Below are 17,468 nucleotides of genomic sequence, written 5' to 3'. Positions count from 1 at the left end.
GGCCCCGTCCCGGCGCCCGCCTCCCGAGGCCGGCGTCAGTAGACGAGGATGTCCCAGTGGCTGCCCTCGTTGCAGTACAGATTGCCCGAGGCGGCCTTCCACTGCGGGTAGCCGTCACCCCGGAGGCCGATGTAGGTGAAGCTGTTCTGGATGTAGCCGTCGATGCAGGAATTGCGGGAGATGTCGACCTTGTACCCGTTGTAGTGGCTGTAGGTTCCGGAGGCGTGGCCCACCTCGGTGCCGCCCGTGATGTTGATGGCGCAGCCGCTGGACTGCTTGAGGGTGATGATCGTGCTCACCGTGCCGGAGTTGATCTGCTCGAACGAGGTGCAGGTGGAGTTGGATCGGGTGGTGCAGCCACCGCTCGAGCTCCAGGTGATGCCGGCACTCCTGAACTGGCTGGCGGCCGTCGACTGCGACAGCTTGGTACCACTGGCGCCGGCCGTGGGCGCCGAGAGGGCGAGCCCGGCCAGGGCCAGGGCGACGACGGCGGCTGCGGTGCGGGGCTTCATCTGCTCTCCCGGTGAAGGTGGTTGACCTCGGACTAGGGCACCCCCGCTCGTGGTCGGCCGGACGCGCCCGGCCTCGGCCTGCCGGGCGGGCAGTCGAGCGCGGGGCGGGCGGGGGCCGACCACACAGGGGTCGTGCACAGTGCCATGTGGCAGTGCGGCAGTGCGGCAGTGCGGCAGTGCGGCAGTGCGGCAGTGCGGTGATGCGGTGTCGCGGCAGTGCTTCGGCGCGGGGGAAACGCATGACCCGCCCGGCCCCGATCGTGTTCGCAGGGCGGCCGGGGTATTGGTGTGAGTGGGGGGAACCGTGCGGGAGCGGTACGACACCAGGATGGACCGACGATGTCTATGCGAGTAGACCCCTGCCCGTGAATTTCGCGTGGCGGCCACGTATCCGAAAAGCGCAGACGCCGCCCGGCGTCCGTCCCGGCCTGTGGCACTCTCCCGGCGATCGAGGAGCGCATCCTGCGCCCGCTCGGCCTCGACCAGACCCGGTGGATGGGCACCTCGCCCACCCTCCCCCGGCCGCACGCCCAGGCTCCGTACGGGCCCACGGGCGGCAACGGTCGGTGGCGGGGCTCTCGTCGTCGAGGCGGTCCCTGGTGGGAGCCGCGCTATCGTGATCCCGTGACCGGTTCGGTGCAGCGTCCACTGCTGTTCCTCGACGTCGACGGACCCCTCATCCCGTTCGGCGCGGCGTCCCAGCAGTATCCGACCTATGACGCAGGCCCTGAACCGCTTGGCGCCGACGCGAATCCGCTCCTGAGCAGGATCGATCCCGCGCACGGGCTCCGGCTGGCCGCGCTCCCGTGCGAGGTGGTCTGGGCCACGACATGGATGGCTGACGCGAACGAGTGGATCGCTCCCCGCATCGGTCTGCCGCAGCTGGCGGTGGTGCTCTGGCCGGAGCCGTCCGACATCGACGACCAGGACGAGCGGAACGGACTGCACTGGAAGACGCGCGCCCTCGTCGAATGGGCGGCGGGGCGCCCGTTCGCCTGGGTCGACGACGAGGTCACCGACACCGATCGGGCCTGGGTTGCCGCCCACCACCCGGGACGCGCCATGCTCCATCGCGTCGATCCCCGCCGTGGTCTGACCGATGGCGACTACGCGGCTCTCGACGCGTGGCTGCGACAGCCGGTCTGAACGCGGCTGAGGAAACGGGAGGCTGAGCAACGGGCAGAGGCCGCCCGGGGGCCGTTGAGGCTCCCGCCCGGCCGCCGTTCTGACGCACGTTCTGCCGCACGTTCTGACGCCCGTTCCGCTGTGCTGGATGCGGCGTGGCCGCGTGGGAGGGAACGCCCGTCAGGGCTTCTGCCCACGGGGGACGACGAAGTCGGTCAGCACGGCGGAGCCTGCGTCGGCCTGCGCCCACGGTCCGCTCAGCGTCAGCAGTGCGAGCCCGGCGGTCGGGAACTTCGCCGCCATCCGCTCGCGCGCGTCGCCGAGTGCGTCTCCGGCCAGGGCCAGCGGCAGCTCCTGCACCCCGGGGAAGTGACCGACCAGCAGCAGCGAGCGGACGTGGTCCGGCACCTCGTGCACCACGGCGAGCAGGACGGAGACACTCGCGCCGTACAGGCGCTCGTCGTAGGTCACCGCCGGTGCGGTGCTCAGTTCACCCGCGACCAGTTCCCAGGTCTGGCGGGTGCGGCGGGCCGGTGAGCACACGACGGCGTCCGGCAGGCACCCGGCCGCCTGCAGCCACCGGCCGGCCACCGGGGCGTCGCGCAGCCCCCGTACGCCCAGCGGCCGATCGCGGTCGGCCACGTCGTCGGGCCAAGCTGACTTGGCGTGCCGCAGCACCATCAGACGTCGGGAGTCTTCCATCCTCATACCGCCCAGCCTGTCAGCCGGGCCGGGAAAGCGCATCGGCTGCACCGGCCCGCCCGCGCAGCACCACCAGGGCCTGCAGTGCGCTCCGGCCACGCTCGCCCGGCAGCATGGCGGCGCTCGCAACGCGCCGATCGGCGCACCAGCGACCCGGCGCCACACACTGCCACCCAGCCGGGCCCGCGGCGGGCATCGCGGCGGCGTCGCTGTGGGCGTCCCGCCGGGAGGTGGCCGGCGGGCGGGACGCCCTCGTCGAACCGTCCGCGTCTCGTCAGCGACGTGCGGTAGCCAGGTCTCCGTGAGAAGCGGGCCGGGCGTCACGCCGCAGGCGGTGGAGGATGAAGCGGTCGAACAGCACGGGGGTCGGGACCGGGTTCGCCGTCGTGGCCGCGGGCGTGTGGTAGTAGCTGACGGTGATCGTGGTGCGGCCGCCGATCAAGGACCCCGGGTCGACGTCGAAGACCGCGACGCCGTAGGGGAAGGCGGTGTCGGGGTCGCGGACCGCCGACCAGGTGGCCTTCTCCTGTTTCAGGCCGTCGGCATACGTGCGGGTCTCCGCCGCCTCGACCCGCCCCAAGCCGGCCTTCGCGGCGCCCAGGCGCAGCCGGGGGCGGCTCACCGACGCCGCGGTCGCCCAGGACACCGTCATCGCGCGCGAAGGATCGTTGCCGAAGCTCAGGTGCAACGACGACCCCGCATCGGAGGGAACGGGCGCCGTGCGAAGGGGGGTCTCGATCCGTGGACCGGATCGTCAGGTGTCCGCCCCGCTGGAGAACCTCACCGTTGACGCCCGAGAGCACCGGGCCCGCACCGCCCTCGCGGACGACTGCCCCGACGACGACGTCGCGGTGAGGCTCCCCCACTGACGCCGGGCGGTTCCCGGCCCCAGGCGAGGCTGGAGGGCTAGTCGGTGACGACGTTGACGGCGGGATAGATCTTCGGTGGCACCTCGGCCATCCCGACTTCCCTGAGCACGGGCATGAGGTGCTCGGCGAACCGCTGGAACGCCTCCTCCGACTCCCAGGCGTCGACGACGAGCCACCCGTCGGCGGTCGGGCCGGCCACGTGGGACAGCAGCCCCGGCGCGGGCCAGTCACCCCGTGACCTCAGAGCACCCTTGCCGCCGCTCAGCCTGTTCGTGACCTGCTCGTACTGCTCCCGGGTCCCACCCGGCGTCTCGTGCACGATGATGATCGCCATCGGGCGACACCTCCTCGATTCGACTTCCCACAGTCCACGTCCCCCAGGGGGAAACCGCCCACCGAGTGAGCCGAATGCCGCACGCACCACGCCGACGGCAGGACCGCCGGGCCGACCCGTCCCCGACGGAGCGAGCGCGGTGGAGGCGGGGGTGAAAGAACCAGCAGCTTCGGTGCTCCGGCACCGCAGGTGTTCGGGCAGGCGACGCTCAGGGCCGCCATCCGGTGCAGCAGCCGGCCACGCACCCGGCCGGTGCGGGGCCTCGCCCGGGTCCGCGCCGGCCGGCTGCGCATCAGTCCTTGGTGAAGGTGAAGGTGACCTGGGCGTTGTTGCCCGAGCCGCCGCTGTAGACGCAGGAGTAGCCGCTCGGCACCGCGCAGGTGTAGGAGTTGGCACCGGAGTAGGGGTTGTTCCAGGTCAGGTGAACCTGCCCGCCTTCATTGATGTTGTAGGTGACCTCCCCCTCCGTACCGGTCATGAAGCCGCACGACTCGCTGGCGAACATCACCGCGCCACGGGAGTTGACCCAGCTCTGCGGAGTCCGGTTGTCCATCCAGCATCCGTGCAGGAGGCGGTTGCCGCTGGCCGTGGATGCCGCTCGCTTTGCGGCTGGTGTCTGAGCTAGGACACCGGGGCCTAGTACGCCAGCAGGACTTCGACGTTGTGCCTGTTCAGAGGCTGCGTCGTGGTGAGCGTAGTGGGCTGATGCCCGATTAGGGGCGGTCTGCTCGCGACCGCCCCTCGATTGTGTGCGGCCCACGTTGGTAGTGGCAACGGCGGGCGCCGGCCTGCCGCTGTCCGCGCCAGGTGGGCCAGCTCAGGGCGGGCATCGTCGCGGATGCGGAGCCTGGTCATGGTCAGCCACGCGCGGTACCAGAAGGGAGGTGCTTGACCCTCACGTGGCGTGATGCTGCATTGTCGGTGGCGTGGAAGAGCACCTGACCGTGGGACGCGTGGCCGAGCTGGCGGGCGTGAGCGTCCGCACACTGCATCACTACGACGAGATCGGCCTCGTGCACCCGTCCGCGCGAACCGCGTCCGGGTACCGGGCCTACTCGCCCGACGACGTGGAGCGGCTGCGGGAGGTGCTCGCCTACCGGCGGCTGGGCTTCGGATTGCGCGAGGTCGCGGATCTGGTTGACGACCCGAACACCGACGCGGTCGCGCACCTGCACCGGCTTCGCGGCCTGCTGGTGGAACAGCGCGACCGCGCCGCCGCGACGGTGACGGCCATAGACAGAGAACTGACGGCACGGGCCATGGGGATCAGGACCACACCGGAGGAACAACTCAAAGTGTTCGGCGCGCAGCTGTACGAAGCCATCGGGTCCGCGTACCCTGCGACGCGGCGCACCGAGCCGCGGATCGCCGCGAGGATCTGGGATGCGCTCGGGGACGCCCGGACGGTCCTGAACGTCGGGGCCGGCACCGGCTCCTACGAACCCCCGGACCGCCAGGTCACGGCGGTGGAACCATCGGCGGTCATGCGGGCGCAGCGTCCTGCGGGCGCGGCGCCGTGCATTGCCGCCAGTGCGGAGCGCCTGCCGTTCGCCGACCAGTCCTTCGACGCCGCGATGGCGGTCAGCACCGTGCACCACTGGCCGGACCCGATCGCCGGGTTGCGCGAGCTCAAGCGGGTGGCCCGGCGCGTGGTGGTGTTCACATACGACGCCAGCACGACCGGCTGGCTCCAGCGGTTCTGGCTCACACGCGACTACCTGCCCGAATTCGCCGACCTTCTCGTCGGCTGGCCTTCACTGGCCGACATGACCCGCGCGATCGGGGGCCGCGCGGAGCCGGTGCTCATCCCATGGGACTGCGCCGACGGCTTCTTCGAGGCCCACTGGCGCCGCCCCGAGGCCTACCTGGACGAACACGTGCGCCGCGCGGTATCCGTCTGGACCAGGGTCGGACCGCAGGCCGAGCAGCGGGCGGTGAACATGCTCCGCGACGACCTCTCCTCCGGCCGCTGGGCCGAGCACAACCGCGACCTCGTCGCCCTCGACACGGCGGAGCTCGGCCTGCGCCTTCTCGTGGCCTGAACCATCGTGCGCGAGAACACCGAAAGGAGTTGACCCGCCGGAATCGGTAGACGTCGCCGTGGCGTCACTTGCCCTCGGTGGCAGACTCGACCTGGCGTTTCCCGCTGTACAGGTCGAGCACGGACCGGTCGGTCCAGCCCATCGGCCCACCACACTCACCACGCAGCCTCTGAACAGGAAGAACGGCCGGAGGCGGCCGGATAGCAGTAGGGCACCGTCCAGGCGTGGTCGGTGAAGACCGGGTCGATGCGGTCGCCGGTGGCGGCGGCGAGGTTCAGGGCGGGCAACCGGTGGCCGGTCGGCACTATGACGCGCCTGGTCCAGGACGCCGTCGGCGACGAGTGCTTTGAGGCGCCCGGCGAGGACCTTGCGAGTGGTGCCGAGCCCCTTCTGCAGCGCGTCGAAGTGGTGCGTGCCACCAGCGACGTTCCTGATCAGAGGCAGGGTCCAGGCGTCCCCGGCCACGGTCAGGGCCTGGGAGACCGCGCAGTCGGGGTCCGCCCCTTCCGTGTGCGCACGGCCGCCACCTATGAGTTCCCAAGAGAGATTGACTTGCGAAGGGGTGGACGTGTCGACACAGACGGTGGATACGGCGGCAGCAGAGGCGGTACGAGACAACCGCGTGGGTGTGTTCTGGCGTTACTGGACCGCCTCGACAGTCAGCCGCCTCGGTGACCAGGTGACGGCGGTGGCGCTGCCGCTGATCGCCGTGGCCACCCTGCATGCGTCGGCGCTCCAGGTCGGTCTGATCACGGCCGCCGCCTATGTCGCCTGGCTGCTGCTCGGACTGCCCGCCGGCGTCCTGGTCCAACGGCTGCCGCTGCGCGGCGTCCAGGTCACGATGGACCTGCTCCGCGGCACCGCTGTCGCCTCGGTGCCGCTGGCGGCGGCCCTCGGGGTGCTCGGGCTTGCCCAGCTGATCGTCGTGGCGCTGCTGGTTGGCCTCGCGAACGTCCTCTTCGACGTGGGCAACTCAACCTTCCTGCCCGCGATCGTCGCCAAGGAGCAGCTCACCTCCCGCAACAGCCTGATCTCCGGCAGCGTCGCCGCGACTGAGCTGGCGGGGCCGTCGTTGGGCGGCGTGCTGGTGCAACTCGTGGGCGGAGCGGCGGCGATGCTGCTGGACGCGGTCAGCTACCTCGCCTCGGCCACACTGCTGCGCAGCCTGCCCCGTGCTGAACAGCCTGAACCGTCAGCCGTCGCCTCCCAACGCCCTGGTATCCGCGAGCAGATCCGCGAGGGCTGGCAGTTCGTCGCCCGGCATCCGGTGATCAGGCCGTGCGTCGCCGGCGCCACCGCGGTGAACATCGTCTACGGGGGGCTGATGACGCTCACCCCGGTCTTCCTGGTCCGCACCCTCGACGCTCCGGCCGCCGCGGTCGGCGCCCTGATGGCCACCGGCGGCGTCGGCAGCGTCATCGGCGCCTCCCTCACCCCCCGCCTGGTGGCCCGGATCGGCAGCGGGCGCGCGCTGTGCTGGTCGGCCGTCATCGCCAGCGCCTTCGCCCTCCTCCTGCCCCTGGCCGAGTCCGGCTGGGCGATGCTGGTCTTCGCCCTCGGCAGCGCCGGCTTCTACGGCGGCGTCGTGGTCACCGCCATCGTCACCCGCACCCACCGCCAGACCCAGACCCCGCCAGAGCTGTTGCCGCGGGTGATGGCCACCGCGCGCTTCGTCTCCTGGAGCACCATCCCAGTCGGTGCCCTCGCCGCCGGCGCCGCCGCCTCGACTTTCGGCCCCCGCACGGCCCTCCTCCTGCTCGCCTTGGCCTCCGTGGCGAGCCCGGCCATCCTCCTGGCCAGCCCGATCCGCCGCATGCGCGATCTGGCCTGAGCGCCAACATGCCTCCTCAGGGCGGCAGTTGAGGAAGATCACTTGGGCCGGCCGGAGCCCTTGATGGCCTCGACGGCGTCGTCGTAATCGAGGCCGGAGGCCGGCGGGTGGCACCGGGCCGGCCGGCGCCACCCTGCGAGCCGGTGTCAGCCGACCGGCGGCAGCGCCCGCAGGGCCGTGGGCAGGGCAATGCTGCGTTGGACGTACCAGCCGAGCGCCCGGCGCAGGACGGGCACCGTGGCACAGGCGCCACTCGGGCTGGAGCTGGGTGAGCCAAGACCGCCCGCTCCAGCAGGTCGTCCAGGAACTTCGTCCGGATGACGGTCGAGGGGGCCACACCGAGCCAGCGGCGCCGCGCCGCCTCGTCCGCGCGCGCGGGGGCGGCGGCGTCCCGGGGCCTCTCCCGCCGGCCGTGGAGAAGGCCAGCGCCAGCGGGTCCCGGAACAGCGGCTGCGCGCGTGCCGTCTCCATCGCCCTCACCCGGGCCACGCCCACGGCTGTGGCCCGTACCCCGGACGGCTTGCCCCGTCCCGCCGCATCAGTCATGCGTTCAACCTAGCCAGGCCGCCGGGGCGTCACACAGGGAGTCGATGTGTTTGTACCGCACCTTGGCGTCCGGCCGGTAGAAGTTCAGGTCGTGCCAGTTGCGTATGCGGGAAGGAGGTCGAATCCGAGGAGCGCGGCCAGGCCGAACACCGGCAGCGAAGCCCCTATCCAGCAAGTACACCGCCTCCCACACCCCGCACGGGATGAAGTGGGAGAACAGCGCGATGTAGTTGTCGGACACCAGCCGGAACGCCAGAGCCCCGAACCCGCCGTATCCTGGTCTCCAGCTCCTTCTCCCTGTTGTTCAGCCTCTCCGGCCTCCTCGTCGGCTTCCTCTCCACCCGGATCTCCAGCCGGACGCTCCTGTTCGCCATGACCCTGCTGTGGGCCGTCGCCCAGCTGCCCGTCCTGTTCGCCGCCACCGTGCCCGCACTGATCGCGGGGCGCGCCCTCCTCGGCGCCGCGGAGGGTCCCGCCGCCTCGATGTCCATGCACGCGCTGTACAAGTGGTTCCCCCCGCACCGCCGCGGCCTGCCCTCGGCCCTGCAGATCGGCGGCGCCGCCCTCGGCACGCTCGTCGCGGCGCCCGTGCTCACCTGGCTCATCTCCGGATTCGGCTGGCGCTCGGCCTTCGCCGCCCTCGCCGTCGTCAGCGCGCTCTGGGGCCTGGTCTGGTGGCGCGTCGGCCAGGACGGCCCCTTCGACCACGCCCGCGCCGCCCCGGCCACGGACGGCACGCCGGACTCCGCCCCGCGTCGGCTGCCCTACCGCCGGCTGCTGACCACCGGCACCGTGCTCGGCAGCATCTCCAGTGCCTTCGGGGCCGCCTGGGCCCTCTCCCTCAGCCAGGCCTGGCTGCCCGCCTACCTGCGAACCGAACTCGGCATGAGCCCGGAGGCCGCCGCCACCACCATCAGCGCCGTCTCCACCTTCAGCCTCGTCCTGCTGCTGACCGTCTCCCCACTCATGGACGCACTCAAGTCCCGGGGCGTGTCTAGCCGTTGGTCAAGCGGAGCGGCCCAGGGCATGGCGGTCTGCGGGGCGGGATGCGCGATGGCCGCCTTCCCCCTCACCGGCGCCACCCTCCCCCGCGTGCTCCTGATCGCGCTCGCCTTCGGGACCGTCGCCGTCGCCGTCCCCCTGCACTACATGACCGCGGCCGAGGTCGTCCCCGCCGCCCAGCGCGGCGCCCTCTTCGGCATCGTCGCCGCCACCGGCACCCTGCCCGGGCTCCTCGCCCCCTCCCTCACCGGCCGTCTCCTCGACACCGCGGGCGATCCCGGCGCGGGCTACCGCACCGCCTTCCTCGTCGCCGCGCTCGTGATGACGGTGGCGGGGGCGCTCGCCGTCATCGCCATCCGCCCCGAACACGACGCCCGGCGCCTGGGGTTGGGGCCCGGACCGGGTGCGCACGGTCGCCCGTGACGACCGGACCCGGACCCCGGCCTCGTCCGGCCCCGGTCCCCCGGCGCCGGCGCAGCGTCCGACGACGGCGCGGGCTTCGACGCCGGTGAGCGGGCCTCGGCCCCGGCCCGTGGTGCCGCCCTCCGTCATGGGCGTGGACCCTCCCGTCCGGCCCGGACGCGAGGGTCCACGCCCCGGTCAGCGGGTGACGCTCCAGACCAGGCTGCGGGTCAGCGCCGGGGTCAGGGCCGGGTCGACGACGGCCGAGGTGGGGTCGTTCGCAACGGCCTTGAGCTCGTGGGCCGCGGGCTTGGGGCCGATGGGGCCGAGGTCGGAGACGGCGATCGTCTTGCGGTCGCGCAGGGCCGTCACCTCCTTGCCGTCGAGGTACCAGCGCAGCTTGGTGCCGGAGACCGGGAGGTCGACGGTGACGCTGTCGGCCGCGTTCCGCCGGGTGGTGACGGGCGTGGGCGAAGGGCCGGGACGTCTGGGCGCGCCGCTACCGGGAGACCAACGACTGGGAGCACTACCTCTGCGTGCTCGGCACCGCCGAGATCAGCCTCGCCCGGGTCGGCCGTGCCCTGCCGGCCCTCGTCACTCTCCTGCGGGGCCCGGGGTGTGCGGCAGGAGTGCGGCGGCGGTGAGGCCGATGAGTCCGACGGCGGCCAGGGTGATCATGGCGGCGGCGTAGGCGTGGCTGGTGAGGCCCGCGACGAGGATGGTGCCGGCGACCGCGGTGCCGAGGGAGGAGCCGAGGTTCGAGACGCTCCGGGACAGGCCGGAGATCTCGCCCTGCCGGTCTTCGGCGAAGCTCGACTGGACGATGTTGACCGAGGGGGTGAGCATCACACCGAGGCCGAGGCCGATCAGGAGCAGCCCGGGGGCGAAGGCCCAGGGGCTGGGTGAGCCGCCGACCACGACGATCAGGACGACGATGCCGGCGATCGTGCCGAGGAAGCCCGTCAGGATGAGGGTGCGCTGCGCGTGCCGTTCGGCGAGGCGTTCGGCGGCGAGGGAGGACGCGAGGATGCCGAGGGTGGCCGCGGTGAAGATCACGCCGGTCTGGATCGCGTCGTAGCCGCGGACGACCTGAAGGTAGGAGGCCACGGTGAAGGACACGCCCATCAGGAGCAGCCACTGGGTGTTCTGGGTGACCAGCCCGAGGTTGGAGACGCGGCTGCGGAAAAGGCTGGTGGACAGCAGCGGTTCCTTGCCGGCCCGTTCCCTGGCGCGGACCCACAGGAAGAAGCCGGTCAGGAAGAGCGCGCCGAGGGCGAGCAGGGCGAGCATCAGCCAGACGTTGTTGTCGGCGGCCAGGATCCCGGTGACGACGAGGACGAGCCCGACGGCGGACAGGATGGTGCCGACGGTGTCGAAGGGACGGGTGGGGTCCGGCGGGAGGGGGTCCTGGATCCGGCGGCTGAGGATGATGATCACGACGATGACCAGGGCCTGGAACACGAACGCGGCCCGCCAGCTGATTGCCGAGGTGATGAGCCCGCCGATCAGCGGGCCGGCCGCCGCGCCGATGCCGCCGAGCGCCATGATCGTCCCGAAGGCGCGGGCACGTGAGGTCGTCTCGGTGAAGAGCAGCGTGGTGAGGATGTAGACGGGCGGGATGAGCAGGGCCGTTCCGACGCCTTCGAGGATCGAGTTGCCGAGGATGAGGACGCCCAGGCCCGGCGCGGCGGCGCTGATGAGCGCGCCTGCGCCGTAGACGACGAGGCCGGTGAGCAGACACCGCTTGCGGCCGTAGCGGTCGGTCAGTTTGCCGCCGGGGATCATCAGGGCGGCCATCACCAGTAGGAAGACGGTGATGGCGACCTGCACGCCTTGCACGGTGGTGTCGAGGTCGTCGCTGATGTCGTTGATCATCACGTTCATGTTCGAGCCGGCGAAGCTGCAGATGAACTGGGCGAGGGCGAGCGGGGCGACGACCCGCCGCAGGGCGGCGGGCGTGCGTGCCGGGGCGGAGTCAGCCATCGGCTCCGCCGCGTTCCACCGTGTCGAGGTGCTCGTCGAGGGCGATGGCCGCGGCGCCCGGCACGGGGGTACGGAGACCGCCGGTGACGTCGTGCCCGGCGATCGCCGGGTAGGCCCTCATGGATGTCTCCCTCGTTCGATCAGGGTCGCCCGCGGCGTTCATGCGCCGGGACACGTTGCGCCGGAGCTGCCGCTTCGACCCGCCCTCGGTCGCCGCCGTCGCACGTTCGACTCCCCCGGGGCCCGCGCGGCCGCGGCGGGCCGACCCGGGCCACCACCGCGACCGACGGGGCGAACGGAACGAACGGGACGAACGGACGAACGGGACGAACGGACGAACGGACGAACGCACCGTCGGCACCTGGCCGAGTCCCGTTCCCGGTGGTCGTACGCTCCGACCACGTTCGCACCAGGGCAGGGCGGTCGCCGCGGGGACGACGTCGGCCCGGGCCGCCACCCGGGCTCGACGCTGCGGACCGACCGACGCCGCTGCCGCCGTCACCTGCAGCCCGCCCGGTCGCGGGGGAAGGCGGCAGTGGAGTCAGGAGAGGATCTTGGCTTTGGCCTGGGCGAACTCCTCGTCCGTGATCTGGCCTGCGGTGCGCAGTTCGGTGAGCTTTGCCAGCTGGTCGGCCGTGGATTGCTGTCCCGGCGCGCCGGCGGTCTCGCGAACGTACGCGCGGAACCGTTCGTCGCTCTTCTGCGCCTTGTTCAGTTCGCGCTCGCCCATGCCGCGTCCGCGGGCGATGAGGTAGACGAAGACGCCGAGGAACGGCAGGAAGACGAGGAACACGGCCCAGCCGCCCTTGGCCCAGCCGCTCAGCGAGTCGTCGTGGAAGAGGTCGATGAGGATCCGGAACAGCAGCATGAACCAGAGGATCCACAGCATGAACCAGAAAATGGTCCAGAAGACGTTCAACAGCGGGTAGTCGGCCGCGAGGTTCATGGCTTTGATCTCCTGTCCCGGAACGGCCTGGGCCGCCCCGAGTCGTGGGGCTGAGGTCGAGTGCGGCGTGGGAGCCGGGGTGGGGGCTGGACCTCGCCGGGGTGCCAGGTCGTGCCGGGGATTGGCTGCTCCGCGCTGCGCGGGGGCAGGAGGGCGGACCAGCCGTTTCCGGGCAGCGTCTGGATCCGGGTTCCGGCGGCGGCGTCGGGCCGGGTGGGGCCGACGTGCAACGGGTCGATCGGGGCGGCGACCGCAACGGACGTCGTCACCGAGGGCGGCACGGGTGTGCGCTCACTCATGTCCTCATGCTGCGCGCGGCCCCCGGTTCACGCATCCGCTCGGCTCGGTGGAGGGCCGGCCACGGCCGGCGGCGCGCCGAGGTCCCGGCACGCCGGAGCCCCGGTACGGCAGGAGCCTGTCGTACCGGGACCGAATGAGCGGTTGGGAGCCGCCCCCGGAGACGGCGATGGCCTGTGGACGTGGATCGCCGGGGGCCGGTCCGAACGCCGCCTTCGGACGGGGCCGGACGGCCGGGGTCAGCCCTCGGCCTCCATCGCGGCCTCGATCTCCGCGTCGGCGACGGCGATCGCGACGCCGAGCGCCGCGGCGATGTTGCCGGCCGCCGTCATGACGCGGGCGGTGCCGACGATGGGGGCGATCGCCACCAGGACGTCCTGGAGCTTCTCGGCGGTCAGGCCGGACCGCAGGGCGGGATCGATGTGGGCGAGGTACGAGATGGGGGGCGCGTCACAGGCTACGAGTGCGGCTATCCGGGTGAGGATGAGCGTGTCCGGGGCCAGGCCGCACCGCTCGATCGAGTCGATGGTCATGGCGGCGAGGGTGTCCAGGACGGGCGTTTCCGATGAGGTGGACATGGTGAGGGGCCTCCTGGTGCTTCGGCACCGACGCCGGGGCGCTGCCGGGAACAGACAGACGGGCGCCGGCCGGGCTGCCCCTCCACGGTAGGAGGCTTCTGGGACGCGCGCGCGGGAGAGCCGTGGCGGGGCCGGAACCGAGGCCGAGGGAGGCGGGCCGGGCGAGTCAGGCCGGTGGAGGGTGATCGGTGGAGGTGCAGTCGGCCGGGACCGCGGGGACGGGGGGCGCCCCGGGGTCCCGGCCGTGGGGGGGTACCGGCCGTATGGAGGCGCAGCCGGTCTGCTCAGCAGCCCGTCGAGGGGGTGGTGGGGCTGCTGTGACCGGAATGCTAGACCGGCTCGATGCCCTTGAACAGGGCCTTGACCTGCAATTTTCCGGCCGCGGACATGCCAGGCGACCAGAGTCCCCTACCCCTGCCGGGCAGCCGTGTGGGAGCCGGTCAGATCTGCCGGGCCGGGTCGGAGAAGGCCGGGCCGCCGGCGGCGAGCAGGTGCCGGACCGGGGCTGGGGCCGGGGCCGGGTCGGTCGCGGTTTCGCCGGGCGGCTGGCGGAAGTCGGCGCCCTGCGCGACCGGCAGCGGCGGGCGAACGCCGGACTGGGCGGGCACGGCCGCGTCGGCGGCGGGCTCGGAGAATGCGGGCAGCCCGAGGCTGCGACGGTCTGGGGTCATGATCCCAGTCTCGCAGCCCGAACAGGCTGGGCGGAAACGATCGCCCGGCCGGTCCACGGCACGCCCCTCTCGGGGCAGGGTCACCCCCGGTCGAGCGGGAGGCGGACCTCCCGGGAGGACATGCCCATCGGTCCCATCAGCTCCGCCCGCCGACGGGGTGGACGGCTTCATCCGGCTCGACGGAGCGGACGGCGGCGAAGAGCCGTGCGCAGCGCTGCGTCATGGCCTCGGGTGACTGGTCGGGGTGGTTGATCCACCAGCGGACCAGGGCGGTGCACAGGCCGCGCCAGGCGTACTTGAGGGCGTCGGCGTCGAGCGGGTCGCCGGATCCGGCCGCGTACAGGAGGTCGGAGGTGCCGGTCGCGGCGAGGTCGTCGATGGCGTCGCGGTAGTGCGCCGCACGGTGGGCGGCGTCGCTGCCGGGCGGCAGTGTGGCGTCGTAGAGGACGAACCATGCCTCGCGTTGTCCGTCCAGGGCGCCGAACAGGGCGTTCAGCACGCGCAGGGAGGTGGGCGGTGCGCCTGCGGGGTGTTCGGCCATCGCGGTGCGGACGGCGTCCAGCAGCCGGTCGCCGACCGGGTCCAGGCAGGCGAGGTAGAGGTTCTGCTTGCTGCCGAAGTACTGGTGCAGGAGCGGTTTGGTGACGCCCACGCGGGCGGCGACGGCGGCCACGGTGGTGGCCTCGTAGCCGCGGCGGCCGAACTCCTCGGTGGCCGCGGCCAGGACCTGTCGTTCTCGCTCGGCCCTCGGCACACCCTTGGTGCCGGCCTTGGAAGGAGGTGTTGTCATGGGCCTGATATTACCCTAGGGTAACTTTCTGTTGGGTAAGTTACCTGGACCCTGCTGGGAGCACACTCATGCCTGTCGCCCCGCCCGTCCCCGGCACCTCCCGTCCCCGGTCCTGGTGGGGCTGGGGCTACGCCGACGCCCACCCCGGCGACGCGGAGTGCGCCGCGCTGGGAGCGCTGTTGCCGGGCACCCTGGCCCGCCCACTGCCGGTCCCCCGGGTCGCCGACCTGACCGTCGCCCGGCCCCGCGCGACACCCCCGCCGGCCCTGGCGCACCTGGTCACCGCCGACCCCGAGGCGCGCGCCGCGCACGCGATGGGCAAGGCCTACCGCGACGTCATCCGGGCGCTGCGCGGCCGGCCCGGCCGGATCCCCGACCTGGTCGCCCGCCCGGCCGACGACCGGCAGGTGGCCGACCTGCTGGACTGGGCCGGCGAGCAGGACGTCGCCGTCATCCCCTTCGGCGGCGGCTCCTCGGTCGTCGGCGGGGTCGAGTACCGCGGCGACGCCCACCGCGCCGTGCTGTCGCTCGACCTCACCTCCATGGACCGGGTCCTGGAGGTCGACACCGCCGGCCGTTCGGCCCGCATCCAGGCCGGCGCGCTCGGCCCCGTACTGGAGGCGCAGCTGCGGCCCCACGGCCTCACCCTGCGCCACTTCCCGCAGAGCTTCGAGTTCTCCACCCTCGGCGGCTGGCTGGCCACCCGGGCCGGCGGCCACTACGCCACCGGCCGTACCCGCATCGACGACTTCGTCCAGTCCCTGCGCGTGGTCACGCCCGCGGGAACCGGCGCGTCCTGGCGGCTGCCCGCATCCGGCGCCGGACCGTCGCCCGACCGCCTGTTCCTCGGATCGGAAGGCGCGCTCGGCGTCATCACCGAGGCCTGGATGCGCCTGCAGGAACGCCCCCGGCACAGGGCCTCGACCTCGGTGGCCTTCGCCGACCTCCACCGTGCGCTGGACGCGGTGCGCGCCATCGCGCAGTCCGACCTCGCCCCGGCCAACTGCCGCCTGCTCGACCCCGGCGAGGCGCTGCTGTCCGGCGCCTCGCACGACGGCTCCGCCGTCCTGGTGCTGGGCTTCGAGTCCGCCACCGCCCGCGTCGCCGACCGGCTCGCGAGCGCCCTGGAGCTGGCCCGCGCCCACGGCGGCCGTGGCGGGGCGGCCGCGGCGGAGGGCGACGCCCCGGCCGATGCGGCCGTGGGTGCCTGGCGCTCGGCCTTCCTGCGCATGCCCTACCTGCGCGACGGCCTGGCCCGCATGGGCGCCGTCGTCGAGACCTTCGAGACCGCCGCCACCTGGGACAGGATCCCCGCCCTGATCGACGCCGTCCGCGCCGAGGTCGGCGCCGCCGCCCTCAAGGCCACCGGACACCCGGCCACCGTCAACTGCCGCCTCACCCACGTCTATCCCGACGGCGCCGCCCCCTACTTCACCGTGGCCGTCGCCGGCCGGCCGGGCGAGGAGGTCGAGGTCTGGGACGACATCAAGGCCGTCGCCACCGACGTCCTGCACCGCCACCGCGCGACCATCACCCACCACCACGCCGTCGGCCGCGACCACCGCCCGGGCTACGACCGCCAGCGGCCGGAGCCCTTCGCGCTGGCCCTGCGCGCCGCCAAGGACGCCCTGGACCCCCACCGCATCCTCAACCCGGGCGTCCTGCTCGACTGACGGGACGGCGGCCGATGCGGCCGTGCACGGGCTGACCGGGTGGGTGGACGTCAGCGGACGACGCAGCGGAAACCCAGGTGGCAGGTCGCGGTGTCCTCGCTCTGCCCCTGCCGGGCCGCGGGCCGGTAACGCAGGCAGTAGTTCGGCGCACACAAGTGCGACCCGCCCTTGATCACCCGTCGTGGAAACCGCTCCGGCAGCGACCCGCCGGGGCCGGCCGCGGGCGGGGCGTCGACGCGGGGGTTGCGCGGCGCGCAGCAGGCGCTGGGCGCGGGGTCTCGATGGCGGGTGGTGTAGTGGTCCGTGGTCCATTCCCAGACGTTGCCGGCCATGTCGTACAGGCCGTAGCCGTTGGGCGGGTAGGAGCCGACCGGGGTGGTGCCGGGGGCGGGGTTGGTCTTCCCGGCGGGCAGGTACTCCCACGGGAAGCGGCCGTGCCAGGTGTTCGCCATCCGACGGCCTCTGGGTGCGACGACGTCGCCCCAGGGGAAGACGGCCGAGTCGAGGCCGCCCCGGGCGGCGAACTCCCACTCCGCCTCCGTCGGCAGGTCCTTGCCGGCCCAGTCCGCGTAGGCGCGGGCGTCCTCGTGGGCGACCTGGGTGACCGGGTGCCGCTCGCGCCCGTTCAGGGTGCTGCCGGCACCGTGCGGGTGGCGCCAGGACGCGCCCGGGACGTAGTGCCACCACCGCCGCCAGTCATCCAGGTCGACGGGCCCGGAGGCCATCCGGAAGACCAGCGACCCGGGGACGAGCCCGGCCGGATCGGCGGCGGGGTAGTCGGCCGCATCGAGAGGACGCTCCGCCACGGTGACGTAGCCGGTCGCCTTCACGAAGCGCCGGAACGCGGCCACCGTGACCGGGTGCTCGTCCATCCAGAACCCGTCGACCGAAACCGGGTGCACCGGCCGTTCCTCCGGATAGAAATCCTCGGATCCCATCAGAAAGCCACCGCCCGGGATCCACGCCATACCGCGGGCCGGCTCCACGAGCGAGCCCTGTGCAGTCGTCGTCATGACATCGACGGTGCACCAACCCCGACCGGGCCGCCCCGACGACACACCCGGGGGAACACACCCGTCCGAGGGCTGACCCGCCGCCGCTCGCCCGTCCCCGGCCGACGAGCGGCAACGGGGCGCGCACGAGCGGAGACCGCCCGCCTGTCGGC

19 protein-coding genes and 3 pseudogenes are annotated in these 17,468 nt (G+C 72.8%); 5 read left to right on the top strand and 17 right to left on the bottom strand.

Annotated elements, in window-relative coordinates; genetic code table 11:
- Positions 1–35: 35 nt before the first annotated feature.
- Complete coding sequence (locus ACZ3YO_RS16785; RefSeq protein ID WP_465569746.1) at positions 36–512, bottom strand: hypothetical protein; 477 nt, start codon at positions 510–512, stop codon at positions 36–38.
- A gap of 624 nt (positions 513–1,136) precedes the next feature.
- On the opposite strand from ACZ3YO_RS16785, the gene ACZ3YO_RS16780 reads away from it, so the two are divergent.
- Positions 1,137–1,658, top strand: coding sequence for an HAD domain-containing protein (locus ACZ3YO_RS16780; RefSeq protein WP_465569744.1), 522 nt, complete (start codon positions 1,137–1,139; stop codon positions 1,656–1,658).
- 159 nt (positions 1,659–1,817) lie between these two features.
- Here the strand turns inward: ACZ3YO_RS16780 and ACZ3YO_RS16775 are convergent, their stop codons facing one another.
- From ACZ3YO_RS16775 to ACZ3YO_RS16760, 4 genes are all read right to left on the bottom strand, one after another.
- Positions 1,818–2,345, bottom strand: coding sequence for a SixA phosphatase family protein (locus ACZ3YO_RS16775; RefSeq protein WP_465569743.1), 528 nt, complete (start codon positions 2,343–2,345; stop codon positions 1,818–1,820).
- Between the two features lie 268 nt (positions 2,346–2,613).
- A complete protein-coding gene (locus tag ACZ3YO_RS16770) occupies positions 2,614–3,027 on the bottom strand; it encodes a fibronectin type III domain-containing protein (RefSeq protein ID WP_465569741.1) in 414 nt (137 codons plus the stop codon).
- Positions 3,028–3,245: 218 nt separating this feature from the next.
- Positions 3,246–3,542: a hypothetical protein gene (locus tag ACZ3YO_RS16765; RefSeq protein WP_396320323.1), complete on the bottom strand. Its 297-nt coding sequence runs from the start codon at positions 3,540–3,542 to the stop codon at positions 3,246–3,248.
- Positions 3,543–3,834: 292 nt separating this feature from the next.
- Complete coding sequence (locus ACZ3YO_RS16760; protein ID WP_465569738.1) at positions 3,835–4,095, bottom strand: aegerolysin family protein; 261 nt, start codon at positions 4,093–4,095, stop codon at positions 3,835–3,837.
- 400 nt (positions 4,096–4,495) lie between these two features.
- Here ACZ3YO_RS16760 and ACZ3YO_RS16755 point away from each other — a divergent pair, with 400 nt between their 5' ends.
- Positions 4,496–5,584, top strand: a complete 1,089-nt coding sequence (locus ACZ3YO_RS16755; protein ID WP_465569736.1) for a MerR family transcriptional regulator — start codon at positions 4,496–4,498, stop codon at positions 5,582–5,584.
- A gap of 155 nt (positions 5,585–5,739) precedes the next feature.
- On the opposite strand, the gene ACZ3YO_RS16750 is transcribed toward ACZ3YO_RS16755, so the two are convergent.
- A complete protein-coding gene (locus ACZ3YO_RS16750; protein WP_465570135.1) occupies positions 5,740–5,871 on the bottom strand; it encodes a hypothetical protein in 132 nt (43 codons plus the stop codon).
- A gap of 79 nt (positions 5,872–5,950) precedes the next feature.
- A pseudogene (locus tag ACZ3YO_RS16745) lies at positions 5,951–6,049 on the bottom strand (winged helix-turn-helix transcriptional regulator); the annotation flags it as partial.
- A gap of 103 nt (positions 6,050–6,152) precedes the next feature.
- Between ACZ3YO_RS16745 and ACZ3YO_RS16740 the strand changes: the two are divergent.
- Positions 6,153–7,415, top strand: coding sequence for an MFS transporter (locus ACZ3YO_RS16740; RefSeq protein ID WP_465569734.1), 1,263 nt, complete (start codon positions 6,153–6,155; stop codon positions 7,413–7,415).
- Between the two features lie 280 nt (positions 7,416–7,695).
- Here the strand turns inward: ACZ3YO_RS16740 and ACZ3YO_RS16735 are convergent.
- Together ACZ3YO_RS16735 and ACZ3YO_RS16730 are read right to left on the bottom strand one after the other, a co-directional pair.
- Positions 7,696–7,961, bottom strand: a pseudogene (locus ACZ3YO_RS16735) (class I SAM-dependent methyltransferase); the annotation flags it as partial.
- Positions 7,962–7,974: 13 nt separating this feature from the next.
- A pseudogene (locus ACZ3YO_RS16730) lies at positions 7,975–8,250 on the bottom strand (Tn3 family transposase); the annotation flags it as partial.
- A gap of 11 nt (positions 8,251–8,261) precedes the next feature.
- On the opposite strand from ACZ3YO_RS16730, the gene ACZ3YO_RS16725 reads away from it, so the two are divergent.
- Complete coding sequence (locus tag ACZ3YO_RS16725) at positions 8,262–9,386, top strand: MFS transporter (RefSeq protein WP_465569732.1); 1,125 nt, start codon at positions 8,262–8,264, stop codon at positions 9,384–9,386.
- 177 nt (positions 9,387–9,563) lie between these two features.
- On the opposite strand, the gene ACZ3YO_RS16720 is transcribed toward ACZ3YO_RS16725, so the two are convergent.
- The 7 genes from ACZ3YO_RS16720 to ACZ3YO_RS16690 all read right to left on the bottom strand — a co-directional run bounded on the left by ACZ3YO_RS16720 (position 9,564) and on the right by ACZ3YO_RS16690 (position 14,630).
- A complete protein-coding gene (locus tag ACZ3YO_RS16720; protein ID WP_465569730.1) occupies positions 9,564–9,737 on the bottom strand; it encodes a hypothetical protein in 174 nt (57 codons plus the stop codon).
- A gap of 222 nt (positions 9,738–9,959) precedes the next feature.
- A complete protein-coding gene (locus ACZ3YO_RS16715) occupies positions 9,960–11,348 on the bottom strand; it encodes an MFS transporter (RefSeq protein WP_465569728.1) in 1,389 nt (462 codons plus the stop codon).
- Positions 11,341–11,469, bottom strand: coding sequence for a hypothetical protein (locus ACZ3YO_RS16710; RefSeq protein WP_465569726.1), 129 nt, complete (start codon positions 11,467–11,469; stop codon positions 11,341–11,343). The genes ACZ3YO_RS16715 and ACZ3YO_RS16710 overlap by 8 nt, the downstream gene beginning before the upstream one ends.
- Positions 11,470–11,889: 420 nt before the next feature.
- Positions 11,890–12,294 carry an SHOCT domain-containing protein gene (locus ACZ3YO_RS16705; protein WP_465552520.1) on the bottom strand — a complete coding sequence of 135 codons (405 nt, stop codon included), beginning with the start codon at positions 12,292–12,294 and terminating at the stop codon, positions 11,890–11,892.
- A 536-nt stretch (positions 12,295–12,830) separates the two neighbouring features.
- Complete coding sequence (locus tag ACZ3YO_RS16700; RefSeq protein ID WP_465569724.1) at positions 12,831–13,169, bottom strand: carboxymuconolactone decarboxylase family protein; 339 nt, start codon at positions 13,167–13,169, stop codon at positions 12,831–12,833.
- 440 nt (positions 13,170–13,609) lie between these two features.
- Positions 13,610–13,840 (bottom strand): hypothetical protein, encoded by a 231-nt coding sequence (locus ACZ3YO_RS16695; protein WP_465569722.1) that lies wholly within the window; start codon positions 13,838–13,840, stop codon positions 13,610–13,612.
- Between the two features lie 136 nt (positions 13,841–13,976).
- Positions 13,977–14,630, bottom strand: coding sequence for a TetR/AcrR family transcriptional regulator (locus ACZ3YO_RS16690; RefSeq protein WP_465569720.1), 654 nt, complete (start codon positions 14,628–14,630; stop codon positions 13,977–13,979).
- A gap of 68 nt (positions 14,631–14,698) precedes the next feature.
- On the opposite strand from ACZ3YO_RS16690, the gene ACZ3YO_RS16685 reads away from it, so the two are divergent.
- Positions 14,699–16,303 carry an FAD-binding oxidoreductase gene (locus ACZ3YO_RS16685; protein WP_465569718.1) on the top strand — a complete coding sequence of 535 codons (1,605 nt, stop codon included), beginning with the start codon at positions 14,699–14,701 and terminating at the stop codon, positions 16,301–16,303.
- A 50-nt stretch (positions 16,304–16,353) separates the two neighbouring features.
- Here ACZ3YO_RS16685 and ACZ3YO_RS16680 read toward each other — a convergent pair whose 3' ends face one another.
- Complete coding sequence (locus ACZ3YO_RS16680) at positions 16,354–17,316, bottom strand: formylglycine-generating enzyme family protein (RefSeq protein ID WP_465569716.1); 963 nt, start codon at positions 17,314–17,316, stop codon at positions 16,354–16,356.
- Positions 17,317–17,468: the final 152 nt, after the last annotated feature.

This window comes from Kitasatospora sp. NPDC022785 (assembly GCF_055561295.1).
The sequence above is the reverse complement of the archived record's forward strand: the minus strand, read 5'-3'. Positions and strand labels throughout refer to the sequence as shown.

Bases quoted from the DNA above. Each gene is read 5' to 3' on its own strand.
- ACZ3YO_RS16695 (WP_465569722.1), bottom strand. From the start codon at position 13,840: ATGACCCCAGACCGTCGCAGCCTCGGGCTGCCCGCATTCTCCGAGCCC.
- ACZ3YO_RS16685 (WP_465569718.1), top strand. From the start codon at position 14,699: ATGCCTGTCGCCCCGCCCGTCCCCGGCACCTCCCGTCCCCGGTCCTGG.
- ACZ3YO_RS16710 (WP_465569726.1), bottom strand. From the start codon at position 11,469: ATGAGGGCCTACCCGGCGATCGCCGGGCACGACGTCACCGGCGGTCTC.
- ACZ3YO_RS16765 (WP_396320323.1), bottom strand. From the start codon at position 3,542: ATGGCGATCATCATCGTGCACGAGACGCCGGGTGGGACCCGGGAGCAG.
- ACZ3YO_RS16680 (WP_465569716.1), bottom strand. From the start codon at position 17,316: ATGACGACGACTGCACAGGGCTCGCTCGTGGAGCCGGCCCGCGGTATG.
- ACZ3YO_RS16705 (WP_465552520.1), bottom strand. From the start codon at position 12,294: ATGAACCTCGCGGCCGACTACCCGCTGTTGAACGTCTTCTGGACCATT.
- ACZ3YO_RS16690 (WP_465569720.1), bottom strand. From the start codon at position 14,630: ATGACAACACCTCCTTCCAAGGCCGGCACCAAGGGTGTGCCGAGGGCC.
- ACZ3YO_RS16715 (WP_465569728.1), bottom strand. From the start codon at position 11,348: ATGGCTGACTCCGCCCCGGCACGCACGCCCGCCGCCCTGCGGCGGGTC.
- ACZ3YO_RS16785 (WP_465569746.1), bottom strand. From the start codon at position 512: ATGAAGCCCCGCACCGCAGCCGCCGTCGTCGCCCTGGCCCTGGCCGGG.
- ACZ3YO_RS16760 (WP_465569738.1), bottom strand. From the start codon at position 4,095: ATGGACAACCGGACTCCGCAGAGCTGGGTCAACTCCCGTGGCGCGGTG.
- ACZ3YO_RS16700 (WP_465569724.1), bottom strand. From the start codon at position 13,169: ATGTCCACCTCATCGGAAACGCCCGTCCTGGACACCCTCGCCGCCATG.
- ACZ3YO_RS16775 (WP_465569743.1), bottom strand. From the start codon at position 2,345: ATGAGGATGGAAGACTCCCGACGTCTGATGGTGCTGCGGCACGCCAAG.